Source organism: Streptomyces sp. NPDC041122 (genome assembly GCF_055592445.1).
On record NZ_JBVIYQ010000006.1, the window covers coordinates 291,973 to 310,852 of the forward strand.

At 69.4% G+C, this 18,880-nt stretch carries 30 protein-coding genes and 1 tRNA gene; all 31 read left to right on the forward strand.

Annotated features, from left to right (window positions below):
- The first annotated feature begins 1 nt into the window (after position 1).
- Positions 2 to 442, forward strand: coding sequence for a hypothetical protein (locus tag ACZ6B8_RS22890; protein ID WP_471608361.1), 441 nt, complete (start codon positions 2 to 4; stop codon positions 440 to 442).
- Complete coding sequence (locus ACZ6B8_RS22895; RefSeq protein WP_471608362.1) at positions 442 to 567, forward strand: hypothetical protein; 126 nt, start codon at positions 442 to 444, stop codon at positions 565 to 567. Before ACZ6B8_RS22890 ends, ACZ6B8_RS22895 begins: the two co-directional genes overlap by 1 nt.
- Positions 568 to 960: 393 nt before the next feature.
- Positions 961 to 1,278, forward strand: coding sequence for a hypothetical protein (locus ACZ6B8_RS22900; protein ID WP_471608363.1), 318 nt, complete (start codon positions 961 to 963; stop codon positions 1,276 to 1,278).
- A gap of 89 nt (positions 1,279 to 1,367) precedes the next feature.
- Positions 1,368 to 1,595: a hypothetical protein gene (locus ACZ6B8_RS22905; protein WP_471608364.1), complete on the forward strand. Its 228-nt coding sequence runs from the start codon at positions 1,368 to 1,370 to the stop codon at positions 1,593 to 1,595.
- A complete protein-coding gene (locus tag ACZ6B8_RS22910) occupies positions 1,588 to 1,818 on the forward strand; it encodes a hypothetical protein (protein ID WP_471608365.1) in 231 nt (76 codons plus the stop codon). The genes ACZ6B8_RS22905 and ACZ6B8_RS22910 overlap by 8 nt, the downstream gene beginning before the upstream one ends.
- A gap of 11 nt (positions 1,819 to 1,829) precedes the next feature.
- A complete protein-coding gene (locus ACZ6B8_RS22915) occupies positions 1,830 to 2,069 on the forward strand; it encodes a hypothetical protein (RefSeq protein ID WP_471608366.1) in 240 nt (79 codons plus the stop codon).
- A 56-nt stretch (positions 2,070 to 2,125) separates the two neighbouring features.
- Positions 2,126 to 2,200 (forward strand) — tRNA-Leu (locus ACZ6B8_RS22920).
- A gap of 128 nt (positions 2,201 to 2,328) precedes the next feature.
- On the forward strand, positions 2,329 to 2,940 hold the full coding sequence (locus ACZ6B8_RS22925; RefSeq protein WP_471608367.1) for a hypothetical protein: 612 nt from the start codon (positions 2,329 to 2,331) through the stop codon (positions 2,938 to 2,940).
- The gene (locus ACZ6B8_RS22930) at positions 2,937 to 3,452 is read left to right on the forward strand and encodes a hypothetical protein (RefSeq protein WP_471608368.1); all 516 of its coding nucleotides are present in this window, start codon (positions 2,937 to 2,939) and stop codon (positions 3,450 to 3,452) included. Before ACZ6B8_RS22925 ends, ACZ6B8_RS22930 begins: the two co-directional genes overlap by 4 nt.
- Positions 3,449 to 3,631 carry a hypothetical protein gene (locus ACZ6B8_RS22935; RefSeq protein WP_471608369.1) on the forward strand — a complete coding sequence of 61 codons (183 nt, stop codon included), beginning with the start codon at positions 3,449 to 3,451 and terminating at the stop codon, positions 3,629 to 3,631. Before ACZ6B8_RS22930 ends, ACZ6B8_RS22935 begins: the two co-directional genes overlap by 4 nt.
- A gap of 157 nt (positions 3,632 to 3,788) precedes the next feature.
- The gene (locus ACZ6B8_RS22940) at positions 3,789 to 4,277 is read left to right on the forward strand and encodes a hypothetical protein (protein ID WP_471608370.1); all 489 of its coding nucleotides are present in this window, start codon (positions 3,789 to 3,791) and stop codon (positions 4,275 to 4,277) included.
- A gap of 320 nt (positions 4,278 to 4,597) precedes the next feature.
- A complete protein-coding gene (locus ACZ6B8_RS22945; protein WP_471608371.1) occupies positions 4,598 to 4,768 on the forward strand; it encodes a hypothetical protein in 171 nt (56 codons plus the stop codon).
- On the forward strand, positions 4,765 to 4,932 hold the full coding sequence (locus ACZ6B8_RS22950) for a hypothetical protein (RefSeq protein ID WP_471608372.1): 168 nt from the start codon (positions 4,765 to 4,767) through the stop codon (positions 4,930 to 4,932). The genes ACZ6B8_RS22945 and ACZ6B8_RS22950 overlap by 4 nt, the downstream gene beginning before the upstream one ends.
- Complete coding sequence (locus ACZ6B8_RS22955; protein ID WP_471608373.1) at positions 4,932 to 5,123, forward strand: hypothetical protein; 192 nt, start codon at positions 4,932 to 4,934, stop codon at positions 5,121 to 5,123. Before ACZ6B8_RS22950 ends, ACZ6B8_RS22955 begins: the two co-directional genes overlap by 1 nt.
- Positions 5,120 to 5,305, forward strand: coding sequence for a hypothetical protein (locus tag ACZ6B8_RS22960; protein ID WP_471608374.1), 186 nt, complete (start codon positions 5,120 to 5,122; stop codon positions 5,303 to 5,305). The genes ACZ6B8_RS22955 and ACZ6B8_RS22960 overlap by 4 nt, the downstream gene beginning before the upstream one ends.
- A 2-nt stretch (positions 5,306 to 5,307) precedes the next feature.
- Positions 5,308 to 5,628 carry a hypothetical protein gene (locus tag ACZ6B8_RS22965; RefSeq protein WP_471608375.1) on the forward strand — a complete coding sequence of 107 codons (321 nt, stop codon included), beginning with the start codon at positions 5,308 to 5,310 and terminating at the stop codon, positions 5,626 to 5,628.
- A 75-nt stretch (positions 5,629 to 5,703) separates the two neighbouring features.
- Positions 5,704 to 7,047, forward strand: coding sequence for a DNA cytosine methyltransferase (locus ACZ6B8_RS22970; protein ID WP_471608602.1), 1,344 nt, complete (start codon positions 5,704 to 5,706; stop codon positions 7,045 to 7,047).
- Positions 7,048 to 7,210: 163 nt separating this feature from the next.
- Positions 7,211 to 7,741, forward strand: a complete 531-nt coding sequence (locus tag ACZ6B8_RS22975) for an endonuclease VII domain-containing protein (RefSeq protein ID WP_471608376.1) — start codon at positions 7,211 to 7,213, stop codon at positions 7,739 to 7,741.
- 1,185 nt (positions 7,742 to 8,926) lie between these two features.
- Positions 8,927 to 9,718, forward strand: coding sequence for a hypothetical protein (locus ACZ6B8_RS22980; protein ID WP_471608377.1), 792 nt, complete (start codon positions 8,927 to 8,929; stop codon positions 9,716 to 9,718).
- Between the two features lie 184 nt (positions 9,719 to 9,902).
- Positions 9,903 to 10,088 carry a BldC family transcriptional regulator gene (locus tag ACZ6B8_RS22985; protein ID WP_471608378.1) on the forward strand — a complete coding sequence of 62 codons (186 nt, stop codon included), beginning with the start codon at positions 9,903 to 9,905 and terminating at the stop codon, positions 10,086 to 10,088.
- Positions 10,085 to 10,210 carry a hypothetical protein gene (locus ACZ6B8_RS22990; protein WP_471608379.1) on the forward strand — a complete coding sequence of 42 codons (126 nt, stop codon included), beginning with the start codon at positions 10,085 to 10,087 and terminating at the stop codon, positions 10,208 to 10,210. Before ACZ6B8_RS22985 ends, ACZ6B8_RS22990 begins: the two co-directional genes overlap by 4 nt.
- A gap of 19 nt (positions 10,211 to 10,229) precedes the next feature.
- Complete coding sequence (locus ACZ6B8_RS22995) at positions 10,230 to 11,078, forward strand: hypothetical protein (protein ID WP_471608380.1); 849 nt, start codon at positions 10,230 to 10,232, stop codon at positions 11,076 to 11,078.
- 102 nt (positions 11,079 to 11,180) lie between these two features.
- The gene (locus tag ACZ6B8_RS23000; RefSeq protein ID WP_471608381.1) at positions 11,181 to 11,906 is read left to right on the forward strand and encodes a VWA domain-containing protein; all 726 of its coding nucleotides are present in this window, start codon (positions 11,181 to 11,183) and stop codon (positions 11,904 to 11,906) included.
- Entirely contained in the window at positions 11,906 to 12,145 is a 240-nt protein-coding gene (locus ACZ6B8_RS23005; protein ID WP_471608382.1) for a hypothetical protein, read from the forward strand. Before ACZ6B8_RS23000 ends, ACZ6B8_RS23005 begins: the two co-directional genes overlap by 1 nt.
- A 55-nt stretch (positions 12,146 to 12,200) precedes the next feature.
- Positions 12,201 to 13,118 (forward strand): bifunctional DNA primase/polymerase, encoded by a 918-nt coding sequence (locus tag ACZ6B8_RS23010; protein WP_471608383.1) that lies wholly within the window; start codon positions 12,201 to 12,203, stop codon positions 13,116 to 13,118.
- A complete protein-coding gene (locus ACZ6B8_RS23015; protein WP_471608384.1) occupies positions 13,115 to 14,080 on the forward strand; it encodes a phosphoadenosine phosphosulfate reductase domain-containing protein in 966 nt (321 codons plus the stop codon). Before ACZ6B8_RS23010 ends, ACZ6B8_RS23015 begins: the two co-directional genes overlap by 4 nt.
- Positions 14,081 to 14,121: 41 nt before the next feature.
- Entirely contained in the window at positions 14,122 to 14,298 is a 177-nt protein-coding gene (locus tag ACZ6B8_RS23020; protein ID WP_471608385.1) for a hypothetical protein, read from the forward strand.
- Between the two features lies 1 nt (position 14,299).
- Entirely contained in the window at positions 14,300 to 15,193 is an 894-nt protein-coding gene (locus tag ACZ6B8_RS23025) for a LuxR C-terminal-related transcriptional regulator (protein WP_471608386.1), read from the forward strand.
- 93 nt (positions 15,194 to 15,286) lie between these two features.
- Positions 15,287 to 16,099, forward strand: a complete 813-nt coding sequence (locus ACZ6B8_RS23030; protein WP_471608387.1) for a DUF2637 domain-containing protein — start codon at positions 15,287 to 15,289, stop codon at positions 16,097 to 16,099.
- Complete coding sequence (locus ACZ6B8_RS23035; RefSeq protein WP_471608388.1) at positions 16,096 to 18,177, forward strand: cell division protein FtsK; 2,082 nt, start codon at positions 16,096 to 16,098, stop codon at positions 18,175 to 18,177. Before ACZ6B8_RS23030 ends, ACZ6B8_RS23035 begins: the two co-directional genes overlap by 4 nt.
- Before the next feature lie 348 nt (positions 18,178 to 18,525).
- The gene (locus ACZ6B8_RS23040) at positions 18,526 to 18,870 is read left to right on the forward strand and encodes a hypothetical protein (RefSeq protein ID WP_471608389.1); all 345 of its coding nucleotides are present in this window, start codon (positions 18,526 to 18,528) and stop codon (positions 18,868 to 18,870) included.
- Positions 18,871 to 18,880: the final 10 nt, after the last annotated feature.

Genomic DNA, 18,880 nt, shown 5'->3' on the forward strand with positions numbered 1-18,880 from the left:
CATGGACATACGCACGAAGGCGCGGCTCCGGATGCTGCGGTTCCCCGGCAGCATCGGCCTGCGGACCGTGGGCGAGGTCGAGGACCGCACCGACATGGATGACGCGCGCATCGCGCTGTGCGTTGCCATGGGGGTGGCCATGGACGACATCGACCCGAGCAGCGGTCACAACATGAGCCGACGCTCGTACGAGTCCAGCCGGAAGTCCTGGGTCGACCACATCGCGATGTTCGGCTTCAGCGAGTTCTACGACGGGCCGAACTTGACCAAGGCGCTGAACGACTGGACCGAGTGGAACCCGGAGTACACCGCAGGCGATGACTGGCTGGCCGCCGGACGGGAAGCGCACGACGCCCGTCAGGCCGAGATCGCCAAGCCGTGCGACCGCAGCTCATGCGGCCTGCATGCCACCTCTGCACGTGAAGCCCGGGAGGGGGAGTAATGGACGACGACGAATGCTACGCAGAACTGATCGACGACTCGTACACGTACTGCGGCTGCGAGGACTGCCAGCAGCGTGAAGCCGACGACCTTGAGGGTGAGATCGAGATGGGGTTCGGGTCGTGACCGGGCGACGCGATGAACGGCCCCGCCGGATTCGGATTCAGCTCACGACCGGCAGGTGGACTCCCGCCTCCGTCTACCCGGGTCCCTGCTACGACGCCCGCGCCTGCGTCTGTGGACTCCACAAGGGCGAGGACCAATGCGAGTTCGGCGATTGCCGAGGTGAGCGGTCCACTGCGGGCGGCAACCTCTGCGATGAATGCGCGGGGCGCCCCTGGAAGACGGCGCTGCCCGGTCTTTACGGGCCGCCCGCCGTCGCGACGACCGTGAAGGAGTCCACCTCATGATCTTCTCCATCGTCGTCTGGGTCTGGGACCACTGGTTCCTGTACATGGCCGCCGCCGCCGCGCTGTTCATGGTGGCCGTCGCGGTGACCGTGGGGACGGGGCGGTCGTCGTGAAGACGGTCTATGCCGTCATCTACGGCGGCACTGCCTCGGGGAAGTCAGTCAAGAAGATCCCGGTTGCCTCATACCGGTGGGGCGCCAGGGGCGACGAGGGCATCCTCTTCCTCGCCATGCCGGGACTTGGGGTAGTGGCCAAGCTCTCTCGTGCCCCGGACGGATACCGGGCGCGCATCGAGGACCCCGAAGCCGACTGGTTCGAGTCGGTCGGCTGCTTCGAGGACAAGTCGGCCGCGCTCTACGCCACGCTCCGCAAGCTCTACGGCAGCGCGTGGCCGTACGGCGCCTACCGGGTCACGACTACTGAGTGACCCCGCCCCGGTCCGGTCACCACGGACGTACGCCGCAAGGCAGACCGGGGCACCGACTCCATCCCACCCGCAAGCCCCGAGGGGGCGTCATGAATGACCGCGAACGGCACGAGTTCATCGAGCAGCACCCCCGGCCGACCAACCCCATCGAGGCGCTGGCGCACACGCTGAAGCTCTTCGAGGAGCTGGACGACGACAGGCTCCTGATCCAGGCGACCTCCGGGATGTACGGCAAGGGCGAGCGCACGGGCCTGACGATGGGCGACCTGCGGGAGATCGCGGGGATGCTGAAGCGCTGGGCAGGCGACGATGCCTGAGCCCTACGCCTGGACGTACACCGAGGACGGCATCCGCCGCCAGGTGAAGATCCACCGGACCCGTGACGACATCGACGTCGTGTGGGCGCCGCGCCGCCTCGGGGACCCCGCGCCGTGGTTCGACGCGGACCGCGCGGAGGACGACCCCGCCGCGTACTACGCCGACGCCGACCTGGTCACGCTCGGCGTCCCGGTCACGGCGTGGTCCGGCTTCGACGACTGAGGAGAAACGCCATGGCGAAGTACCACATCCCGATGACGACGTACGCCAATACCACGGTCGAGGTCGAGACCGACGAGACCGACCCGGACAAGATCGTCGAAGCGGCGTACGGACAGGTCGACTTCCCCACGATCTGTGCGCATTGCAGCGGCTGGGGACAGCGCACTGAACTGGAGATCGGCGACACGTGGGAGGCCGTCCCCCGGTCGTCCGAGGACCCCACTCCGATCGTCGAGAAGGCCGGCGACTGAAGCCCCCGCCCGGGACATGCGACCCGCACCACCGACTCGCTTCCCGGGCGGGCCCTGCGCCCGTACCCCAGCGGCAGAGGGTGGGGCCTTAAAAGCCCCGATCAGCGCGGGTTCGAATCCCGTCGGGCGCACTTCACCAAGCCCCCGCCCGGGGTGACTCCCCTGCACCCCCGGGCGGGCCCGGCAGGCGCCTTCGCCACACCCCCCCCGGTGAAGGCGCCTGCCACCTCAACCGATCACTGCCCCGGAAGGGGGCCTCATGAGCGAGCAGTACCCAGTCTCCGGCGGCAAGATGGTCATCCAGCCGGACGGGTCGTCCACGTACACGCAGTTCCACGACCGCCCGCTGACGGCGAACGAGAAGAAGGTGTTCGCGCAGTACGAGGAACTGTCTCCGAACGAGATCCTGCGGCGGCTGCACAGCGCCGAGTTCGACGCGCAGGTGCGCAGCGACGAGCGTGACCAGTGGAAGGCCGCCGCCCGGCGGCTTCAGCGCGAACTGGACGGCGCGAAGCGGCAGCTGGCCGTGTATCCGCCGGACGGCTACGCGCTGCCGAAGGCCGTTGCTGAACTTCTGGCGCACGCCATGGCGCACGGCTGGAAGACCGCCGTCGCCTGGACGCTGCACGACGACGGCAGCGCGCACGTGGACGTGAAGCTCGGCCGCCTGGCCGGACCCGCCGAGGCCCGCTTCACGGGCGCACGGTGGGAGTACCAGATGATGTGGGGCCTTCCCGCTCCGGGAGCGAACGGCGCCAGGGTGCGTGCGGGTCTGGCCAAGACACCCGACAGTGCGCAGTGGCGCGACGCCCCGTCACTGAAGAAGATCCGCGAGGCGATCGAGGCGAACCCGGTGGTGGTGCCGTCGTGATCTGCGAAAATGTGTGGCTCACCTGGAAGCGCCCCGGCCCGCACGGCTACGCCTCGCTGGACACCATGACCCGCTGCACGGCAGAGGCAACCACGGTGCGGACCAGCCGCGACCAGGAGCGCAAGCACTTCTGCGCCCCGTGTGCCGAGAACCTGGACGGTTACCGCGCGCGGCTCGATGCGGCGGTCCTCGATGCGCGCCGCAGGCGGGGGGAGATCTGCGGGCAGTACGGCGCGACCGACCCGTACGCCATCGAGCCGGGCGACCTCTGCGCCCGCTGGGTGTATACCGACCCGGATGACGCCAGGGGTCTGTACGAGGTGCTGACCAAGCCGCAGGCGGCCCGCATCGAACGCGGCAGCAAGCTGGACGACGGCCGCCCGTACACGCGGATGGAAGAGCTGCACGGCCGCAACGTGTGGCAGTTGCGGGGGCGCCTGATCGAGTCCGGCCGCGAAGGCTGGGTCGTCTACCGCAGCGACGAATGGATCTGGCGTAAGGAAGAACGATGACCGCTCTCACGATCCGCATCCTGACGTGCGACGCCACCGACGACGGCGAGGTGTGCGGCGCGGAGTACGGCGGCGACCCGGGCACCCCGTCCATCGACGTCCTGCGCAGCGAGGCCTCCGATGGAGGGTGGTCCCACCGCCCCGGTGACGGCATCGACTACTGCCCGCACCACTCCTGAAGCTCCCCTGCCTGCGGGTTGCCCGTTGACGGCGGGTGCAGGCAGGGACCCCGCACGCCCGTGGAGGGCCCGCGCGGGGAGCACGGCGCCCCGGAGACTTCTACTCCTTCTCGGTCTCCGGGGCGCCCGCCAACTCACAGCCCTGGAAGGGGACGCAATGAACACCGACTGGCCGTTCGGCACCGACGCCGACGAGCGCGACCCGCTGACTGCGCTCCGTATTCCTGTCACGGGCGCGCACCCGATGTGGCGGTACATCGCCACCTTCGACCGCGACTCTGAAGTCCGCCCCACCGACCTCGAAGCCGCCCAGCTTGCGAGCTACATCGAGCAGTACAAGGACTACTTCTTCAATGACTGGTACAAAGCCAAGCTGCTGGAGAAGCCTCTCGATGTGGACGCCGTCACTCGGATCTTCCACAAGTGGGGCGACGACGACTGGTCCTACCGTGTCGACACGTGGCAGCACGGGCCGTTGTGGGTGCCGATGTCGCCCCGCAGTCGAGGCGGCCAGTACGACACCGTGAAGATCGGCCCACTCAGTCTCGTGCAGGTCATGGACCGCGACAAGCACATGCACAGCGAGTACCCGAGCAAGGACTGGCTCGACTGGAAGACTGCCCACCCGGAGGTGTTCCCCGTCTGACGCCCACCCCAATACGGCGGCGTGGCCCCGCGACAACACGACGAGTCGGCGTGATCCGGCAGGCCGCAACAACTGAACAGCAGGAGCGCGCCGTTGCTCACGCGGCCCGCTCCTGCCCCGCCTCTGTAGCTCAAGCGCCCGGCTGATTACCGGGGCAGGCAGAGCGCCCCGCCCCGTGCGCGTCAGCGGGGACACCGATCCCGGTTCGACTCCGGGCGGAGGCACTTCGAAGCACCCGGTCATGTCCCCTGAGGGGACCCGCAGGCGCCGCACCGTCGGCGCCCTCTGCTTGTCCGCAGCACCGCCCTGAAGGGGGCGTCATGTCCGATCCCGCCACTGCCTCGAAGTACCCGACCGCCGCCATGGCACCCGCCGAACTCGTCGCCCTGCTGGACGAGAGCGACCCCGTGGTCCGCGCCTTCGACGCCCTGGTCATCCTGCACCCCGAGCACCTGACCCCTGTCAGCCTGGCCAAGGGCGGTGCGGCGTGACCCGCCAGCGCGTCCAGCTGACGAAGCAGAAGGCCGCCCGCAAGGCGGCCCGCCGGGACGAGAGCGGCAGCGCCGACCGGGCACGCGGCAGGACGGCATCGCGCCGCGCCGCCCTGGTGACGCAGGCCGCGAGGCAGTTCCTCGCCCGGACCGGGCGGCCGTGATGGGGCCCTTCGTCGTACGCATGCTGCTCGGCTCGGCAGCCCTGGGGCTCGCGGCCCTGTCCGCCGTCGTCCTTCCGGGCAACGCCGGAACGGGCCGCATCCTCGTCGGTATCGCTGCGATGGCCGCGGCGCAGCTCGCCGGCGCCGCTGTCATGACGGAGTGGCACCGCGCCCGCCGGCCGCGGCTGTGAACCGCCGCAGCCTGGTGCGTTCCTGCACGCACGTCGCCCGCTGCAGCCTGTGCAGCACGGCGGGCACACCGCTGCACGCGGCGACGGTCCGCACCCATCACCTGCCCCCGATCTGGTCGGCGGCCCGGCTGTGCGCGGACTGCTGGCGGCAGATCGCCATCTCGGAAACGGAAGGACCCTGACCATGACGGAACCGATCCCGGTGGATGTGGACGACCGGCTCGCGCTGCGCTTCGCGGAGCTGCAGAGCGCCAAGGAGTCCGCGGCGAAGTGGAACGCGTACGTGAAGAGCCTCACGTCCAGCATCCTCGAAGAGCTGGGCTACGAGGCGGAAGACGACAGGCCGCCGTCACGTGTGGCGCACGACGCCGACGGCAAGCCGCTGTTCGCCGTGGAGGTCAGCTACCGCAAGGGCTTCGACAAGAAGGGCCTGGAGGCCAGGTACCCGGCGGTCTTCGCAGAGTTCGAACTACTCACGCCGGTCAAGGCCATCAAGCCCGCCTGACCAGCACCACCCCGCCCCGCCGCCGCACCGGCCGCGGGGCTTCTGCATGCCCTGGAGGGGGACCCGTTGAATCTTGTGCAGCGAATGGCGCTCTTCGAGCTGCTGGCCAGGCTTGGACCCGTCGAGTGGCTGGACGGGTTCTGCGGCGGTGGCGGCTCCACGCGCGGTATCCACCTGATCCCGGGGCAGAAGACCCGGGTCGCGATCAACCACTGGCGCCCGTCGGTGGATGTGCACCAGGCCAACAACCCGGACACGGACCATGACTGCGCGGACATCTCGCAGGTCGACCCGCGCCGGTACCCGCGCACCGCCTGTGCCTGGTTCTCGCCGTCGTGCACGGCGCACAGCATCGCGCAGGGCTCGCGGTACATGGCCGTTGACGAGTCCGCAGTGCGCGCCCGGTCGACGATGTGGGACGTCCAGCGCTTCGACGAGATCCACAAGTACCGCTTCATCATCGTGGAGAACGTGGTCGAGGTGCGGCAGTGGATCGGCTTCCGCGCCTGGAAGATGGCGATGCAGGATGGCGGCAAGTGCCTGCACGAGGTGTTCCTGAACGCCGCGCATGCGGGCCGGCTCGGAGACCCGGCGCACCAATGGCGGGACCGCTGGTTCTGCCTGATGCACCCAAGGGGCACGCCCTGCCCGGACATCGACGCCTGGATCTCGCCCGCCGCGCTCTGTGCGCACTGCGGGCCGACCACCGGGCGGCAGGTCTGGAAGAACGGCCGCGAGGCGGGCAAATACCGCCGCCAGTACGACTTCGCCTGCCGCCTCTGCGCGGGCCCCGTCGAACCGCTCGTGCGCCCCGCGGGCGACGTCATCGACTGGTCGCTTCCCGCTCCGACGATCGGCGAGCGGGTGCGCCCTCTGGCAGAGAAGACGCTGGCGCGCATCCGACACGGACTGCAGGAGTACGGCCCGTCGCTGATCCCGGTGGAAGGGCGCGACGGCAAGGCGCCGTTCGGGGTGGACCGCCCCATGCGGACGGTGACCGGACGCAATGAGACGGGCCTCGCGGTACCGCCGTTCATCGCGGAGCTGCGCGGGGGCAGCAGCAAGACGCGGCCCGTCTCCGAGCCACTGTCGACGGTGTGCGCGTCGGGCAACCATCACGGCCTGGTGATCCCCTACTACGGGCGGACGAAGGCGCGCACCACCGCGCAGCCGTTCATGACGGTGACGACGGTGGACCGGGCGGCGCTCATGCCCTCGTTGCGGGCGGATATCAACGACTGTGGATTCCGCATGATCACGCCGGGTGAGTACGCGCGGTTCATGGACTTCCCCGACACCTACGACTGGCTGGACGGGCGCCTGAGCAAGCGCGACCGGGTGCGTCTCGCCGGGCAGGCCGTGCCGGTAAACATGGCCCGGGACCTGGTCGGCTGCGCGCTGGAATCCATGGCGGCCTGAGACGCCATGTGCCGGGACGACCTGCCCGCGGGCCACCTGTGGAACTCCGCGATCGGAGTTCAGTCCAAGGTCATCGAGTGTGACTGGTGCGTCAGCTGCGGCATGCCCCGTCCCGGCTTCATGGACCCCGCTGCGAAGGCAGCCCAATGGAAAGCGGAGGCCGATGCCGCCGAAGAACCCACGCTGCACGGACTGCCCGGAGGACAGCACGCACCCGCGCCCCGCGCCGTTTCCGGGGCCGCGTTGCGCGAGCCACCACAAGGCGGCGGGCGGCGAGCTGCCCCGGCAGTGCAAGGACTGCCCGCCGACGTCGAAGCGCCCCGCCCCGCACAAGGGGCCGCGGTGCACGACGCACCACCGCGAGGCGACGAAGCGGCGTAGGGAGGCCGCGCACGAGCGCCGGGTCGGCGACACCTACGGCCTGGCGCCCGGCGACTACGCCAAGCTCTACCGCTTCCAGGGCGGGCGCTGCGCGCTGTGCCAGCGCGGCAGGGGGATCAGCAAACGCCTCGCGGTCGACCATGACCACAAGTGCTGCGCCGGGCCGACCTCGTGCGGCCAGTGCGTACGGGGCCTGGTCTGCGGGCGGTGCAACTCCTTCCTGGCGCACGCCCGCGACGACCTCGCCTTCTTCGACCGGGCAACCGCCTACCTGATCACCCCGCCCGCGCGCCGGCTGAGAGGCGACACATGATTCCCCAATTCGAGATCGGCGCCACAGGGGCGGGCTGCTTCTGGCTGTGCGTCCTGGTGTGGGCCTGGCTGCAGAAGGGCCACCACCGTGGCTGAGACCCGCAAGTTCCACTGCATCTCGTGCCACAAGAATGTGGCCGCGACGGCGGACGACCACTACCGCAAGCACGACCGCGAGAAGGGGAAGGAGTGCGCGCGATCCAGGCGCGACATCCCCGCCTGGCTTCTGCGCCGCGGCCCCGAGACGGGGCCAGAGGACGAGCGGCCCGTCATCGGCCGCGACTACGCGCCGTGCCCCGCATGCCCCGGCTCGCCCGTGCTGGACGGCGCGACAGGCTGCTTCACCGGCCATATGCGCCCCGGCGAGACGCCGACGGCGCCGCGCGTGAAGTGCCCCATGTCCGGCGAGCCGTACGAAGCCCCGGAAGGGGAGTCATGTCCTGCGAGCGACACCCTGGCGTCCCGCGCATCGGGGACCGGTGCGGATTCTGCGTCCTCTTCGAACTCCCCTTCCTTTTCCCCGAACGAGTCCGAGGAGATGATCAGCAAGTGGGCCGCAGCCGCAGCAGAAGCAACCGCGAAGCGAGAACTGCCCCCACCCTTCCCGGAGTCGACGACTACGCGGCAGGACTCGCCGCCGCGACAGAGCAGCCCAGGCCCCTCGACACCTGCAGCGAACCCAACTGGTGTGGTCTCAGCGGATGGTGCTGGTGCAGAGGCATCGAGCCCGCCGGAGAAGGCGTGCCACCGGACGGCGGACCACCCGCCGCACAAGTGGATGCACGAGAGGCGGCAGGCGCAGTGCCCGGGGAAGTCCGCGCCGACGAATGCGCCTACGGAGCCTGCTCCAACCACCCCTTCTGCGGAGCGTGCTGCCACTGCATCGGAGGCTGCGCCGTCCAGCTCGAACGACAGCAGGAGCGAGCGGGGCGCCGCGGCGGTGAGGAGGCTCTCCCGGAAGAGTGCCCCCACCCCGGACGGCACGCCTGCGGACAGTGCAGCCCCGGCACCTGCGGGTGCCCCGGTCGCGTCATCGAACGGTGCCGCTACGCCAGCACCGGATGCGGAACCTTCGACGGCTGCAACCCCGACGACCCCAGCCACTGCGCCGCCTTCGAGTAGCCTCTTCGCCCAGCCCGGCAGCCCGTTCTCTCAGCCGAGGAAGGCGCCTGCGGCAGAGCCCGCGGTGCCGATGACGGTGCTGGCTGAACGCCTGGCCGCCAGGATGCGGGAGATCTTCTACAGCTACGGGAACCGGAAGACCGACGACAACCGCGGCGCGCAGAGCACCCTCGGACCGAGCGAGATCGGCAGCCCGTGCGACAGGCGCCTCGCGATGTCGCTGCTGCGGATCCCGCCGGTCAATCCCGGCGGCGACGGCTGGGCGAGCTTCAAGGGCACGGCCATCCATGCGGCCCTGGCCGACATGTTCACGTGGGCTGACGGCGGGACCGGGCGGTTCGCGGTTGAGGTGCCGCTGAAGTTCCCGACGCACCGCGTACCGCGCGGCACGACGGATCTTCTCGACCGCACGCTGTTCATGGTCGACGACCACAAGATCCAGGGGAAGTGGTCGCAGAGCAGACTGCGGACCGAGGGCATGACGCAGACGCAGCGCGTCCAGCTTCACGTCTACGGGTACGGCGCCCGGTTGAAGGGTGAAATCGTCGACCACGTCGCGCTGCTGTCGTGGCCGATGGAGTCATCGTCGCTGGACGACATGTACGTGGTCGTCGAGCCGTACGACCCGCAGATAGCGCGCGATGCGCTGGCGCGGGTCGACCGGATCGGCACATCGCTGCGCCCCATGCAGGATGCCCGCCTTGACGCCGCCGTCGCGGCAGGGGAGCGGGATATGGCGGGAATCAACCTACGCATCGCGAAGGGGTTCCCCATCGACACCGAGTCATGCCGTTTCTGCCCGTTCTTCGCGCCGGGTGATGCCGCCATGGAAAGGGGCTGCAATGGCCGCCAGTAATCCCGCCGTTGAGTGGTGGGAGACCGATCCGGAAAGCCCCGGGAATCTGGGGCGGTGCGAGGTCAGCTATTCCCTGCCGAGCCGCCATACCCCGGAACTCGCGATCGATATCACGCCCGGACGGGATTCCAGCGGGTACTCACGCCCCATCTTCGAAGTGCTGCCCCGATAGGAGGTGACAGATATGGAACTCGACTACGAAAAGCTGCTCACCCCCGGTGAGGTGGCTGAGATCTTCCGCGTCGACACGAAGACCGTGGCCCGGTGGGCGAAGGCAGGAAAGCTCACATCGGTGCGCACGCTGGGCGGGCACCGCCGCTACCGCGACCGCGAAGTGCGCGCCGCGGTGGAGCACGAGCAGGCCGCATGAGGCTGCTCCGCATTCTGATGCACCGCGCCTTCCCCGCCCTGCACTGGTGGGCAGAGACGGCGAGCGGTCCGCTGCGCTGGATATGCGCCGGCTGCGGCGCGCAGACATATGAACTCCCCTAAGAGGAAAGCGAGACGTTACGTGAGCACTCCCAATCCCTTCGCGCAGCCCGACCGCGGCGACCGGTTCGTCCCGCGCGACCATCCCGAGTGGCTCGGGAAGCTGTTCCTGTTCTACCCGGACAGCGTCACCCAGCAGATGGGGACCGGGCAGAACGGCCAGCCGGAACCGTACGAGGCAGTCGAGGCGGACATCGCCATCGTCGACCTGGTCAGCCAGGAGACGGGGCAGCCGACCGTGCTGAGCAACGCGCGCGTCGGCGGCAAGGCGCTTGTGCCGCAGATCAAGAAGCACTGCGGCGGCGGCATGGTGCTCGGCAGGCTCGCGCAGACCGCGGCGCAGGGGCAGAAGTCCGGAGCCTTCTACCTTGCGGAGTACAGCGACGCCGACGCGCAGATGGCGATGCAGTACATCGCCGCACACCCGCGCAATCAGTTCACGCAGCCGACCGCACAGGCTGCGCCTGCCGCGGCTCAGCAGCAGGCGTGGGGACAGCAGCCTCAGCACGTCTCGCAGCAGCTGCCGTACGACCCGTGGCAGGGCACGCCGGGGGCGGCACCCGCGGGCCCTCCGCAGGGGCAGTGGGGGGTGCCGCAGGGTGCACCTGCCACGGCGGCGACGAACGCTGCTCCGGCTGCAGCTCCTGCCCCGAACGGTGCCGGGGGTGCCGGTAGCCCTCAGTGGGGGAACCCTGCCGCTTCAGCGCAGGCAGCCCCTGCCCCGGCCGCCCCTGCCTCAGCATCTGCCGGGGGCCTTGACCCGCAGCTCGTCACGTTCCTGCAGGGCAAGGGCATCGACACCACCGGCATGTCGGACGGCCAGGCGCGCATGATCGCGCAGAGCTTCGCGCAGGAGCCGCCGCCGTTCTAGGACCGCCGCACCACCACAACGGACGCGCCCACCTGGCCGCGTCCTTTTTCATGCCCGGGGCCCGTCCAGCTGCGACGGGCCCCGACACCCGCGAGGAGAAGCATGTTCCGCAGCAAGAAGAATGTCCCCGCGCCGACCGGCAGCGGCCCGGCGATCACGCTCGACAAGGTCCCGCCGGGGCTGGTCAATCTGACCAAGTCGGCGGCCGTCAGCCTGGAGAAGTCAGGGCTCACCGGCCAGCGTGCGGCGGTGTACCTGGTGCTTGACCACTCCGGCTCGATGTCCGGCTTCTACCGCGACGGCAGCGTCCAGCGCCTGGCAGAGCAGGCGCTGGGACTGTCCGCCAACCTGGACGACGACGGCACGGTGCCGCTCGTGTACTTCGGCACCGTTGCCGAGCCTCCGATCAATGTCAGCCTGAACAGCTACACGGGCGTCATCGACGGCACTCACACGGCCATGCGATGGGGGACCACCAACTACGGCTCGGCCATGCGCGCAGTCGTCACGCACTACCAGCGTTCGGGTGCCACGGATCCGGCTCTGGTCATCTTCCAGAGCGACGGTGCGCCGGACAGCCGGGCCGATGCGAAGCACGCTCTTCAGGACGCTTCGGGCCTTCCTCTGTTCTGGGCCTTCGTCGGCTTCGGGGAACGCATCGAGTTCCTGGAGAAGCTGGACGACCTGAAGGGCCGACAGGTCGACAACGCCTCGTTCTTCCATGCCCGCAACCCGCACGCCGTGAGCGACGCAGATCTGTACGACGGCATCACTCACGAGTACGCGGGCTGGCTGGCCGCCGCCTCCGCTGCCGGGATCGTCAAGTGATGCGCCGCCTGTACACCGCTGCGCTGGTCGCGGTCGTGCTCGCCCTCGCGTCGTGCAGCCCGAAGCCCGGCCCTGCCGGAACGGTTGTGGACAGGGACCGTTCGTACGTGTCGAAGCAGTGGAAGTACGAGCTGACGACCCGCGACAAGGCGGGCAGCGAGCACGAGTTCAAGGTCAAGCACGACGACTACAAGAACTGCTACCGCGGATCCCGCTACCCGAAGTGCACCGAGCGCTGACTCATCTGAGGGGCTCCGGATGCGGCGGCCCCTCCCGCAGAGACGGAGGCGCCGCATGTCCCTCATCGCCTACGCGGTCACCGCCTGGCAGCAGGGGTTCACCGTCTTCCCGTGCAACGCGGCGGGCACGGTGTGCCCACAGTCCGGCGACGTCATCGACAAACAGCCGCATCTCGTGCAGCCCGACCGGCCGTACAAGATCCGGTGGGGGGAGTGGGCCACCCGCGACCTCGACCGGATCATCGCGGCGTGGACGCACTCACCCACCGCCAACCCGGCCGTGGCATGCGGGCCGTCGGGCCTGCTGGTCATCGACTGCGACATCGCCAAGGACGATTACGCGCTGCGCGGCACCCCCTACGAGGCACTGCACGAGCAGCTCGGCCCGATGGTCGACGGCGCCGACGCGCTGCGCCACATCTGCGAGACCAGCGGTGGCAGCTGGACTGAACTCAACGACACCTACCGGGTGTGCACCGGCTCCATGGGGCTGCACCTGTACTTCCGGTGGCCCGCCGGGCTGAAAGCCTCGCAGGCCTCGCCCGTCAAAGGACTCATCGACGTGCGCGGCAACGGCGGCGAGCGCGGCGGCTACGTGCTTGCGGCCGGCTCCGTCACCACGAAGGGCCGCTACACGGCAGAGAACGCGGCGCCCGTGCGAGAGGCGCCGCCCTGGCTGGTCGAGCTGTGCCGCGAGAAGCCCCGCCCCGTGCAGCCGCTGTTCGCGCAGCCCCGGCGCGGCGGCTCCGTCGGCGGGCTGGTCGAGACCGTACGCAACGCGGCTGACGGGAACCTCTCCAACGCCCTGTACTGGGCGGCCCGTTCAGCCTGCTCCGACGGGATCCCCGTGGACGACGCCATCGACCGGTTGGGCGGCGCGTACGTGGACGCACACGGCCGCGGCGGGCACCGCCAGGCCGAAGCTTCGGTGCGCAGCGCGTACCGCAATCAGCAGAGAAAGGAGGGGCTGTGAAAGAGATCGATTTCATCCCGTTCGGCGATGACGTTCGCATGGCTACTGACGGGCTGACTATGTCCGCCGAGGACGTCGCTCGCCTTACCCGGCCGCAGCGCGAACAGCGAGTGAGAGAGCTGGTCGGGCACTCCCACTGGGTTGTCGAGCGCGCGAAGATCGAGCACCTGGAAGGCCACCGCCCGATGGGGAACGTAGTGCTGTTCTCAGGCGGCAACGACTCCACGACGCTGGCCCACATGTTCCGGTGCACGGCGACGCACGCAGCCCACGCGAACACCACGATCGGAATTGAGCAGACACGCCAGTATGTGCGCGATACGTGTGCAGAGTGGGGAATGCCGCTGATTGAGAAGTACCCGCCGATCGGTTCGCAGTTCCGAAGGCTCGTACTCGATCAGGGATTCCCCGGCCCCGCCCAGCACTTCAAGATGTACCAGCGCCTGAAGGAGCGGTGCCTGGAACAGGTGCGCAACGACTTCATCTGCAACCCGAGCAAGGAGCGCATCCTTTTTATAGCCGGGCGCAGGCGCAACGAGTCTAAGCGGCGCGCGGATGTGGTGATGACGGAACGAAAAGGCTCTGTCATCTGGGCTTCACCGCTGGTTCTCTGGACCAAGCTGGACATGAACACCTACCGGATTATGTGCGGTGACGTGCCCGTTAACGAAGTGTCGGACCTGTTGCACATGTCCGGCGAATGCTTGTGCGGAAGCTTCGCCAAGCGGGACGAACTTGAAATGATCGGCGAGTTCTTCCCCGCCGACCGCCAGGAGATAGAGGCACTCGAAGCGGAGATTGCCGACCGCGCGGATATTCCCGAGCACGCAAAGAAGTGGGGGTGGGGTGCGTACCGCGATGACCTCACGCGGCTGATGAAGCGAGGCAAGATCCGTACTGGCCCGCTGTGCGACGCGTGCGACGACCGTATGGCTACCGAACTGGACAAGGCGGCGGTGTGAAAGACCGACTCCCACCTGACTCTCTATCCGACCTGGATGACATGATTCCTCGTCGGCAAACGATCTCCAGGCAAGAACTTGCGGAGCTGATCAAGCTCACGCTTCAGCGCCACACGTCCACGCTGCCCACGGTCGACACGATGACGGAGGAAGAGGCGGTCCTCTTCATCGAGTCGGACGACGGCGGGAACTTCTTCGTAGAGATCAAGGACGCATGACATGATCCCGCACCCGCCGTACGCGGATCTGCTGCCCGAAGAGCGTCCGCCCGGACGCCCCCGGACCCGGGGACTGCGCGGCCCTCTCGCCCGGCGCCGCCTCGCAGTGCTGACAGCCCTGAGCCAGGGGCACAGCTGCTGGGAGATCGCCGAATCCCTGTCGATAGCCGAGGCGACGGTGCGCGCGGACGTGGCCGCGATCCGGCAGGGCTTCGGCATGGACGACACCATGACGGCGGTCCGCCTCGCCGGGCGCCACGGCCATATTCCGCCCGCGCCGCAGTGCGAAGCGGACATCAGCGCCGCTGAGCTGCGCGTCCTGAGGGTGATGGCGCAAGGCCGCAGCAACCGCGAGATCGCCGACACCCTGTACCTCAGCGTCAACACGATCAAGCGGCACGTGCAGCGGCTGCTGACCAAACTCGGAGCACGCAACCGCATCCACGCCGTACTGATCGCGGAGACCTCGGGGCTGCTGATGCCCGACCCGGGCGGCCGGGAGGCCGCGCCGGAAGAGCGCGCCCGGCAGGTGACCGACCTCTGGGACGCGGTTCGCGGCATCGCGGCGCGGCTGGACGGCGACCGCGGCCTGGGCACCCAGCTCCTGAAGGTCACCGAAGAGGCGGGGCAGGCCGCGTCCGCCTACATCGGCATGACCGCGCAGAACGGACGCTGCGCCGTCACGCACACCCGTGATGACGTCCTCGCCGAACTCACCGACGTCATCCTCACCGCCATGACCGCCATGGCGTCGCTGACCCCCGCCGACGCAGAAGCGGTGTTCTGGAACCGCATCGCGGCGGTACGCGGAAGCAGCACACCACGCGCGCAGCATTCCGCCCCACCCGTGATGGTGCGGGGTGGCGGACGGCCGCAGCCGCTTGCGCCGCCCTGAGCGGCGGGAGTAAAGCGGACGACATCAACCCGCGGACCCCGGACGGCGGTTGCACCCGCCGACCGGGACCCTTGACCAGGGAGCACAACCTCCATGGCCCGCTCGAAGAGTAAGGCCGCACCCCGTGCGGTGATCAAGAGTTCTGACACGTTTCCCGTTTCCAACTCCGGCGCCGCGCCCGTACTGATCCTGCTGGCCGTCATCGCGGCCGTCGCCACCGTGGCCCTGACCGGCGGGGCCTTCTGGCTCAGCTACGAACACCTGCACGACGTCGCCGCGGCACAGGGCCTGAAGCACTCACCGGCCAGAGCATGGGCGTGGCCCGGCACCGTCGACCTGTTCATCGTCATCGGCGAAGTCCTGATCCTGCGCGCATCACTGATGCGCCGCATCGACTGGTGGGCCATCGCCCTGTCGGTCGCCGGATCACTCGGCTCCATCGCGCTGAACGTCGCAGGCGTCGGAGCCGGCGCCGAACCGATGGACTATGTCGTCGCCGCCGTGCCGCCCGTCGCCGCGCTGCTCGCCTTCGGCGCACTCATGCGGCAGGTCCACGAAGCCATCGCGCACCGCACTGCAACGGGGGGCGTTGCAGTGCAACGCACCCCCGTTGCGGCCATCTGCGCGGCCGTCCCCGTCGCATGGGTCGGCGCGGCCCCCGCGGGGGCCCGTCTGCTGGACGCGTGGCCGCGGTGTTGCACCACTGCAACGCCCGTGGCGGTGCCGGTGCAGGGGCGTGGCGAGATGCTGACGACCAGTGAGGTCGCGGAGCGCCTGAACGTCAGCCCGGAGACCGTCCGGTCGTGGAAGCGCCGCCACAAGCTGACCCCAGTTGCAACCGACCCCGACGGCGGTGCGCACCTCTTCGACGCCCGTGATGTCGAGCGGCTGCGGGGTACGCCGTGAGCACCGTCAGCCTGACCCGCCCCGGCCGGCCGGAGGACACCGTCCCCGTGGCGGTCCCGGAACCCGCAGAAGCACCCGTCCCCGTCGACAACCCGGCACTGCCCGCCCCGGGCGTCACCACCGAGAAGCGCCGCCCCATCGTCGCCACATGGCTGACCACGAGGAAGGACTTCCTCGCCACCGCCCGGCACGTGGGCGCCAACGTCGGCTACGCGGCGCTGTACCACGGGCTGCGCGTCTGCTGCGGCGTCTACCCGGCGCGCCTGGCCGTGCGGGCCCCCCTCGGGGCGTACCGCCTGGCCACGGCCGCATGGCGGCACATCTTCGACCAGGAGGCGGCGGCGCTCAGGGACCACGCCGTACGGCAGGAGGACGCCGCGGAGTACATGCACCTTTCCCGCCTGCGTGCGGGGCGGGTCCGGCTGCGCGGGCTGGTCGCGGTCGCCGCCTGCACCATCGGCCTGGGGCTCGCCCTCACTCTGTACGTGATGGCGCCCGGCTGGATCTGGGCCGCCGCCGCAGCGGGAGTGATGGCGCTGGGCTACGCGGGCCAGGAGCAGGACGCCCCGGTCATCGGGCCGGCGGTGCTGAAGACCGAAGTGCAGAAGCTGACCAGCTCCATCGTCATGCGGGCGCTCGGGGCGATCGGCGACACCCGCATCAACGCGGCCCTGAAGAGGGGCGGCGAGATGGACGGCATGCGCTTCACCTCCGAGATCTGCCGCGACGGCCCCGGCTACCGCGCCGACCTCGACCTTCCGTACGGCGTCACGCCGGAAGACATCATGGACAAGCGGGAGTCACTGGCCTCGGGGCTGCGCCGCAAGCTGGGCTGCGTCTGGCCGGCGGGGGACCCTGCCGAACATGAGGGGCGGCTGTCGCTGTACGTCGGCGACCGGCCCATGAACGAGACGAAGAAGCCCGCCTGGCCGCTGCTCAAGTCGGGCACCGTCGACCTGTTCAAGCCCGTGGTGTTCGGCAACGACCAGCGCATGAGGTGGATGGAGGTCACCCTCATGTTCGCCTCCGTCATCGTCGGCTCCATCCCCCGCATGGGCAAGACGTTCCTGCTGCGGCTGTTCCTGCTGATCTGCGCCCTGGATCCGCGCTGCGAGCTGCATATGTTCGACTTCAAAGGCACCGGCGACTTCCGCACCCTGGAGAGGGTGGCGCACCGCTACCGCTCCGGCGAGGAGGACGAGGATGTCGAGTACTGCCTGTTCGCGCTGCGTGAGCTGAAGGCGGAACTGCGGCGCCGGGCCAAGGTCATCAAGGAACTGCCCCACGCACTCTGCCCCGAGTCGAAGGTGACCAGCCAGCTGGCCAGCGACAAGCGGTACGGGCTGCACCCGATCGCCGTGGCGCTGGACGAATGCCAGGTCGCCTTCGAGCACGAGAAGTACGGCGCGGAAATCGAGTCGATCTGCACCGACCTGGTCAAGCGCGGCCCGGCACTCGGCATGATCGCGATGTTCGGCACGCAGCGGCCCGACAAGAAGTCGCTGCCCACCGGCATCAGCGCGAACGCAGTGCTGCGCTTCGCGCTCAAGGTCATGGGCCAGATCGAGAACGACATGATCCTCGGCACGTCGATGTACAAGGCGGGCTACCGGGCGACGATGTTCTCCCGCTCCGACCGGGGCATCTGCTGGATGTCCGGTGAAGGTGACGACCCGGCCATCGTCTCCGGATCATTCGTGGACGCCCCCGCAGCCGAGGTGGTCGCCAAGCGCGCCCGCCTGCTGCGCGAGGAGTACGGCAGCGTCACCGGGCACGCCGCCGGTCAGCAGCCGGACTCGGGAGAGCCGTCGTTCGACTTGCTCGCCGACCTGCTGAAGGTCGTGGCGGCGGACGAAAAGACGATCTGGAACGAGCGGATCGCCGCCCGCCTCGCCGCGCTGCGCCCCGACATCTACGACGGATGGAAGGGTGAGACGGTCACGTCGAACCTCAAGCCGCACGGCGTGGAGACCAAGGACATCGCGGGCTACACCGACGACGGCAAACGCACCACGCGGCGCGGCATCGAGCGCGCCCATGTCGTCGATGCCCGGGGCCGGGCCAGGGCCGCGGCATGAGGCCCGCCGGTAGCACCCGCACCCGCTACGTGTAGCAGCCCCGCTAGCACCCCAGACCTTCATCCACCTGCGGTGCAGCGGGTAGCACCCGCATCCCGCTGCACCGCCCCTCCGGGCAGTAAAGGCACTTCATGGCCACCGTGCTCACCACTACCGTCCTGCTCCTGCTGGCCGCTTTCACCTATGCGGGCCTGTGCTGGATCAGCCCGTTCGGCAACTGCCGCCGATGCCGGACCGGGAAACGGTGCCACCGCTGCCGGGGGACCGGCAAACGGCTGCGCACCGGCCGGCGCATCCACAACCACGCCCGCGCGATCCACCGCGCGGGCACCCGCCGAGAGGACCCGCATGCCCCACTCCTACTCCAAGAGCCAGATGGCCCGCCGCACCTGGCTCGCCGCCCGCGTCGCCAAGCAGGCGATGGCCGATGACGAGCTGAGCGCAGACAGCTGCGTCGACCCCGCGCTGCTCCGCGAGATCGAACGCATCGACCGGCGCGCACAAGAAGAGGGCAGCTACAAGGAGTACGCCGCGAAGCGGCAGCTCGAAGAGGCCCGCACCGCGGCGGCCACGGCGAAGGTCCGCCTCGATGCCGCCGCCCCGAAGGACAGGCACGCCGCCCGCATCGTCAGGAACGACGCCGAGGCGGCGCTGAAGCGCGCGCAGCGCGCCGCCCGCAAAGCCGGACTCTGAGAAAGGGAAA

Coding starts and splice junctions, on each gene's coding strand:
- ACZ6B8_RS23010 (WP_471608383.1), top strand. CDS start 12,201: ATGTCCCTCATCGCCTACGCGGTCACCGCCTGGCAGCAGGGGTTCACC.
- ACZ6B8_RS22985 (WP_471608378.1), top strand. CDS start 9,903: ATGGAACTCGACTACGAAAAGCTGCTCACCCCCGGTGAGGTGGCTGAG.
- ACZ6B8_RS23025 (WP_471608386.1), top strand. CDS start 14,300: ATGATCCCGCACCCGCCGTACGCGGATCTGCTGCCCGAAGAGCGTCCG.
- ACZ6B8_RS22945 (WP_471608371.1), top strand. CDS start 4,598: ATGTCCGATCCCGCCACTGCCTCGAAGTACCCGACCGCCGCCATGGCA.
- ACZ6B8_RS22910 (WP_471608365.1), top strand. CDS start 1,588: ATGCCTGAGCCCTACGCCTGGACGTACACCGAGGACGGCATCCGCCGC.
- ACZ6B8_RS22915 (WP_471608366.1), top strand. CDS start 1,830: ATGGCGAAGTACCACATCCCGATGACGACGTACGCCAATACCACGGTC.
- ACZ6B8_RS23030 (WP_471608387.1), top strand. CDS start 15,287: ATGGCCCGCTCGAAGAGTAAGGCCGCACCCCGTGCGGTGATCAAGAGT.
- ACZ6B8_RS22905 (WP_471608364.1), top strand. CDS start 1,368: ATGAATGACCGCGAACGGCACGAGTTCATCGAGCAGCACCCCCGGCCG.
- ACZ6B8_RS22965 (WP_471608375.1), top strand. CDS start 5,308: ATGACGGAACCGATCCCGGTGGATGTGGACGACCGGCTCGCGCTGCGC.
- ACZ6B8_RS22925 (WP_471608367.1), top strand. CDS start 2,329: ATGAGCGAGCAGTACCCAGTCTCCGGCGGCAAGATGGTCATCCAGCCG.
- ACZ6B8_RS22890 (WP_471608361.1), top strand. CDS start 2: ATGGACATACGCACGAAGGCGCGGCTCCGGATGCTGCGGTTCCCCGGC.
- ACZ6B8_RS22940 (WP_471608370.1), top strand. CDS start 3,789: ATGAACACCGACTGGCCGTTCGGCACCGACGCCGACGAGCGCGACCCG.
- ACZ6B8_RS23005 (WP_471608382.1), top strand. CDS start 11,906: ATGCGCCGCCTGTACACCGCTGCGCTGGTCGCGGTCGTGCTCGCCCTC.
- ACZ6B8_RS23020 (WP_471608385.1), top strand. CDS start 14,122: ATGATTCCTCGTCGGCAAACGATCTCCAGGCAAGAACTTGCGGAGCTG.
- ACZ6B8_RS22975 (WP_471608376.1), top strand. CDS start 7,211: ATGCCGCCGAAGAACCCACGCTGCACGGACTGCCCGGAGGACAGCACG.
- ACZ6B8_RS23000 (WP_471608381.1), top strand. CDS start 11,181: ATGTTCCGCAGCAAGAAGAATGTCCCCGCGCCGACCGGCAGCGGCCCG.
- ACZ6B8_RS22935 (WP_471608369.1), top strand. CDS start 3,449: ATGACCGCTCTCACGATCCGCATCCTGACGTGCGACGCCACCGACGAC.
- ACZ6B8_RS22895 (WP_471608362.1), top strand. CDS start 442: ATGGACGACGACGAATGCTACGCAGAACTGATCGACGACTCGTACACG.
- ACZ6B8_RS22955 (WP_471608373.1), top strand. CDS start 4,932: ATGGGGCCCTTCGTCGTACGCATGCTGCTCGGCTCGGCAGCCCTGGGG.
- ACZ6B8_RS22990 (WP_471608379.1), top strand. CDS start 10,085: ATGAGGCTGCTCCGCATTCTGATGCACCGCGCCTTCCCCGCCCTGCAC.
- ACZ6B8_RS23040 (WP_471608389.1), top strand. CDS start 18,526: ATGCCCCACTCCTACTCCAAGAGCCAGATGGCCCGCCGCACCTGGCTC.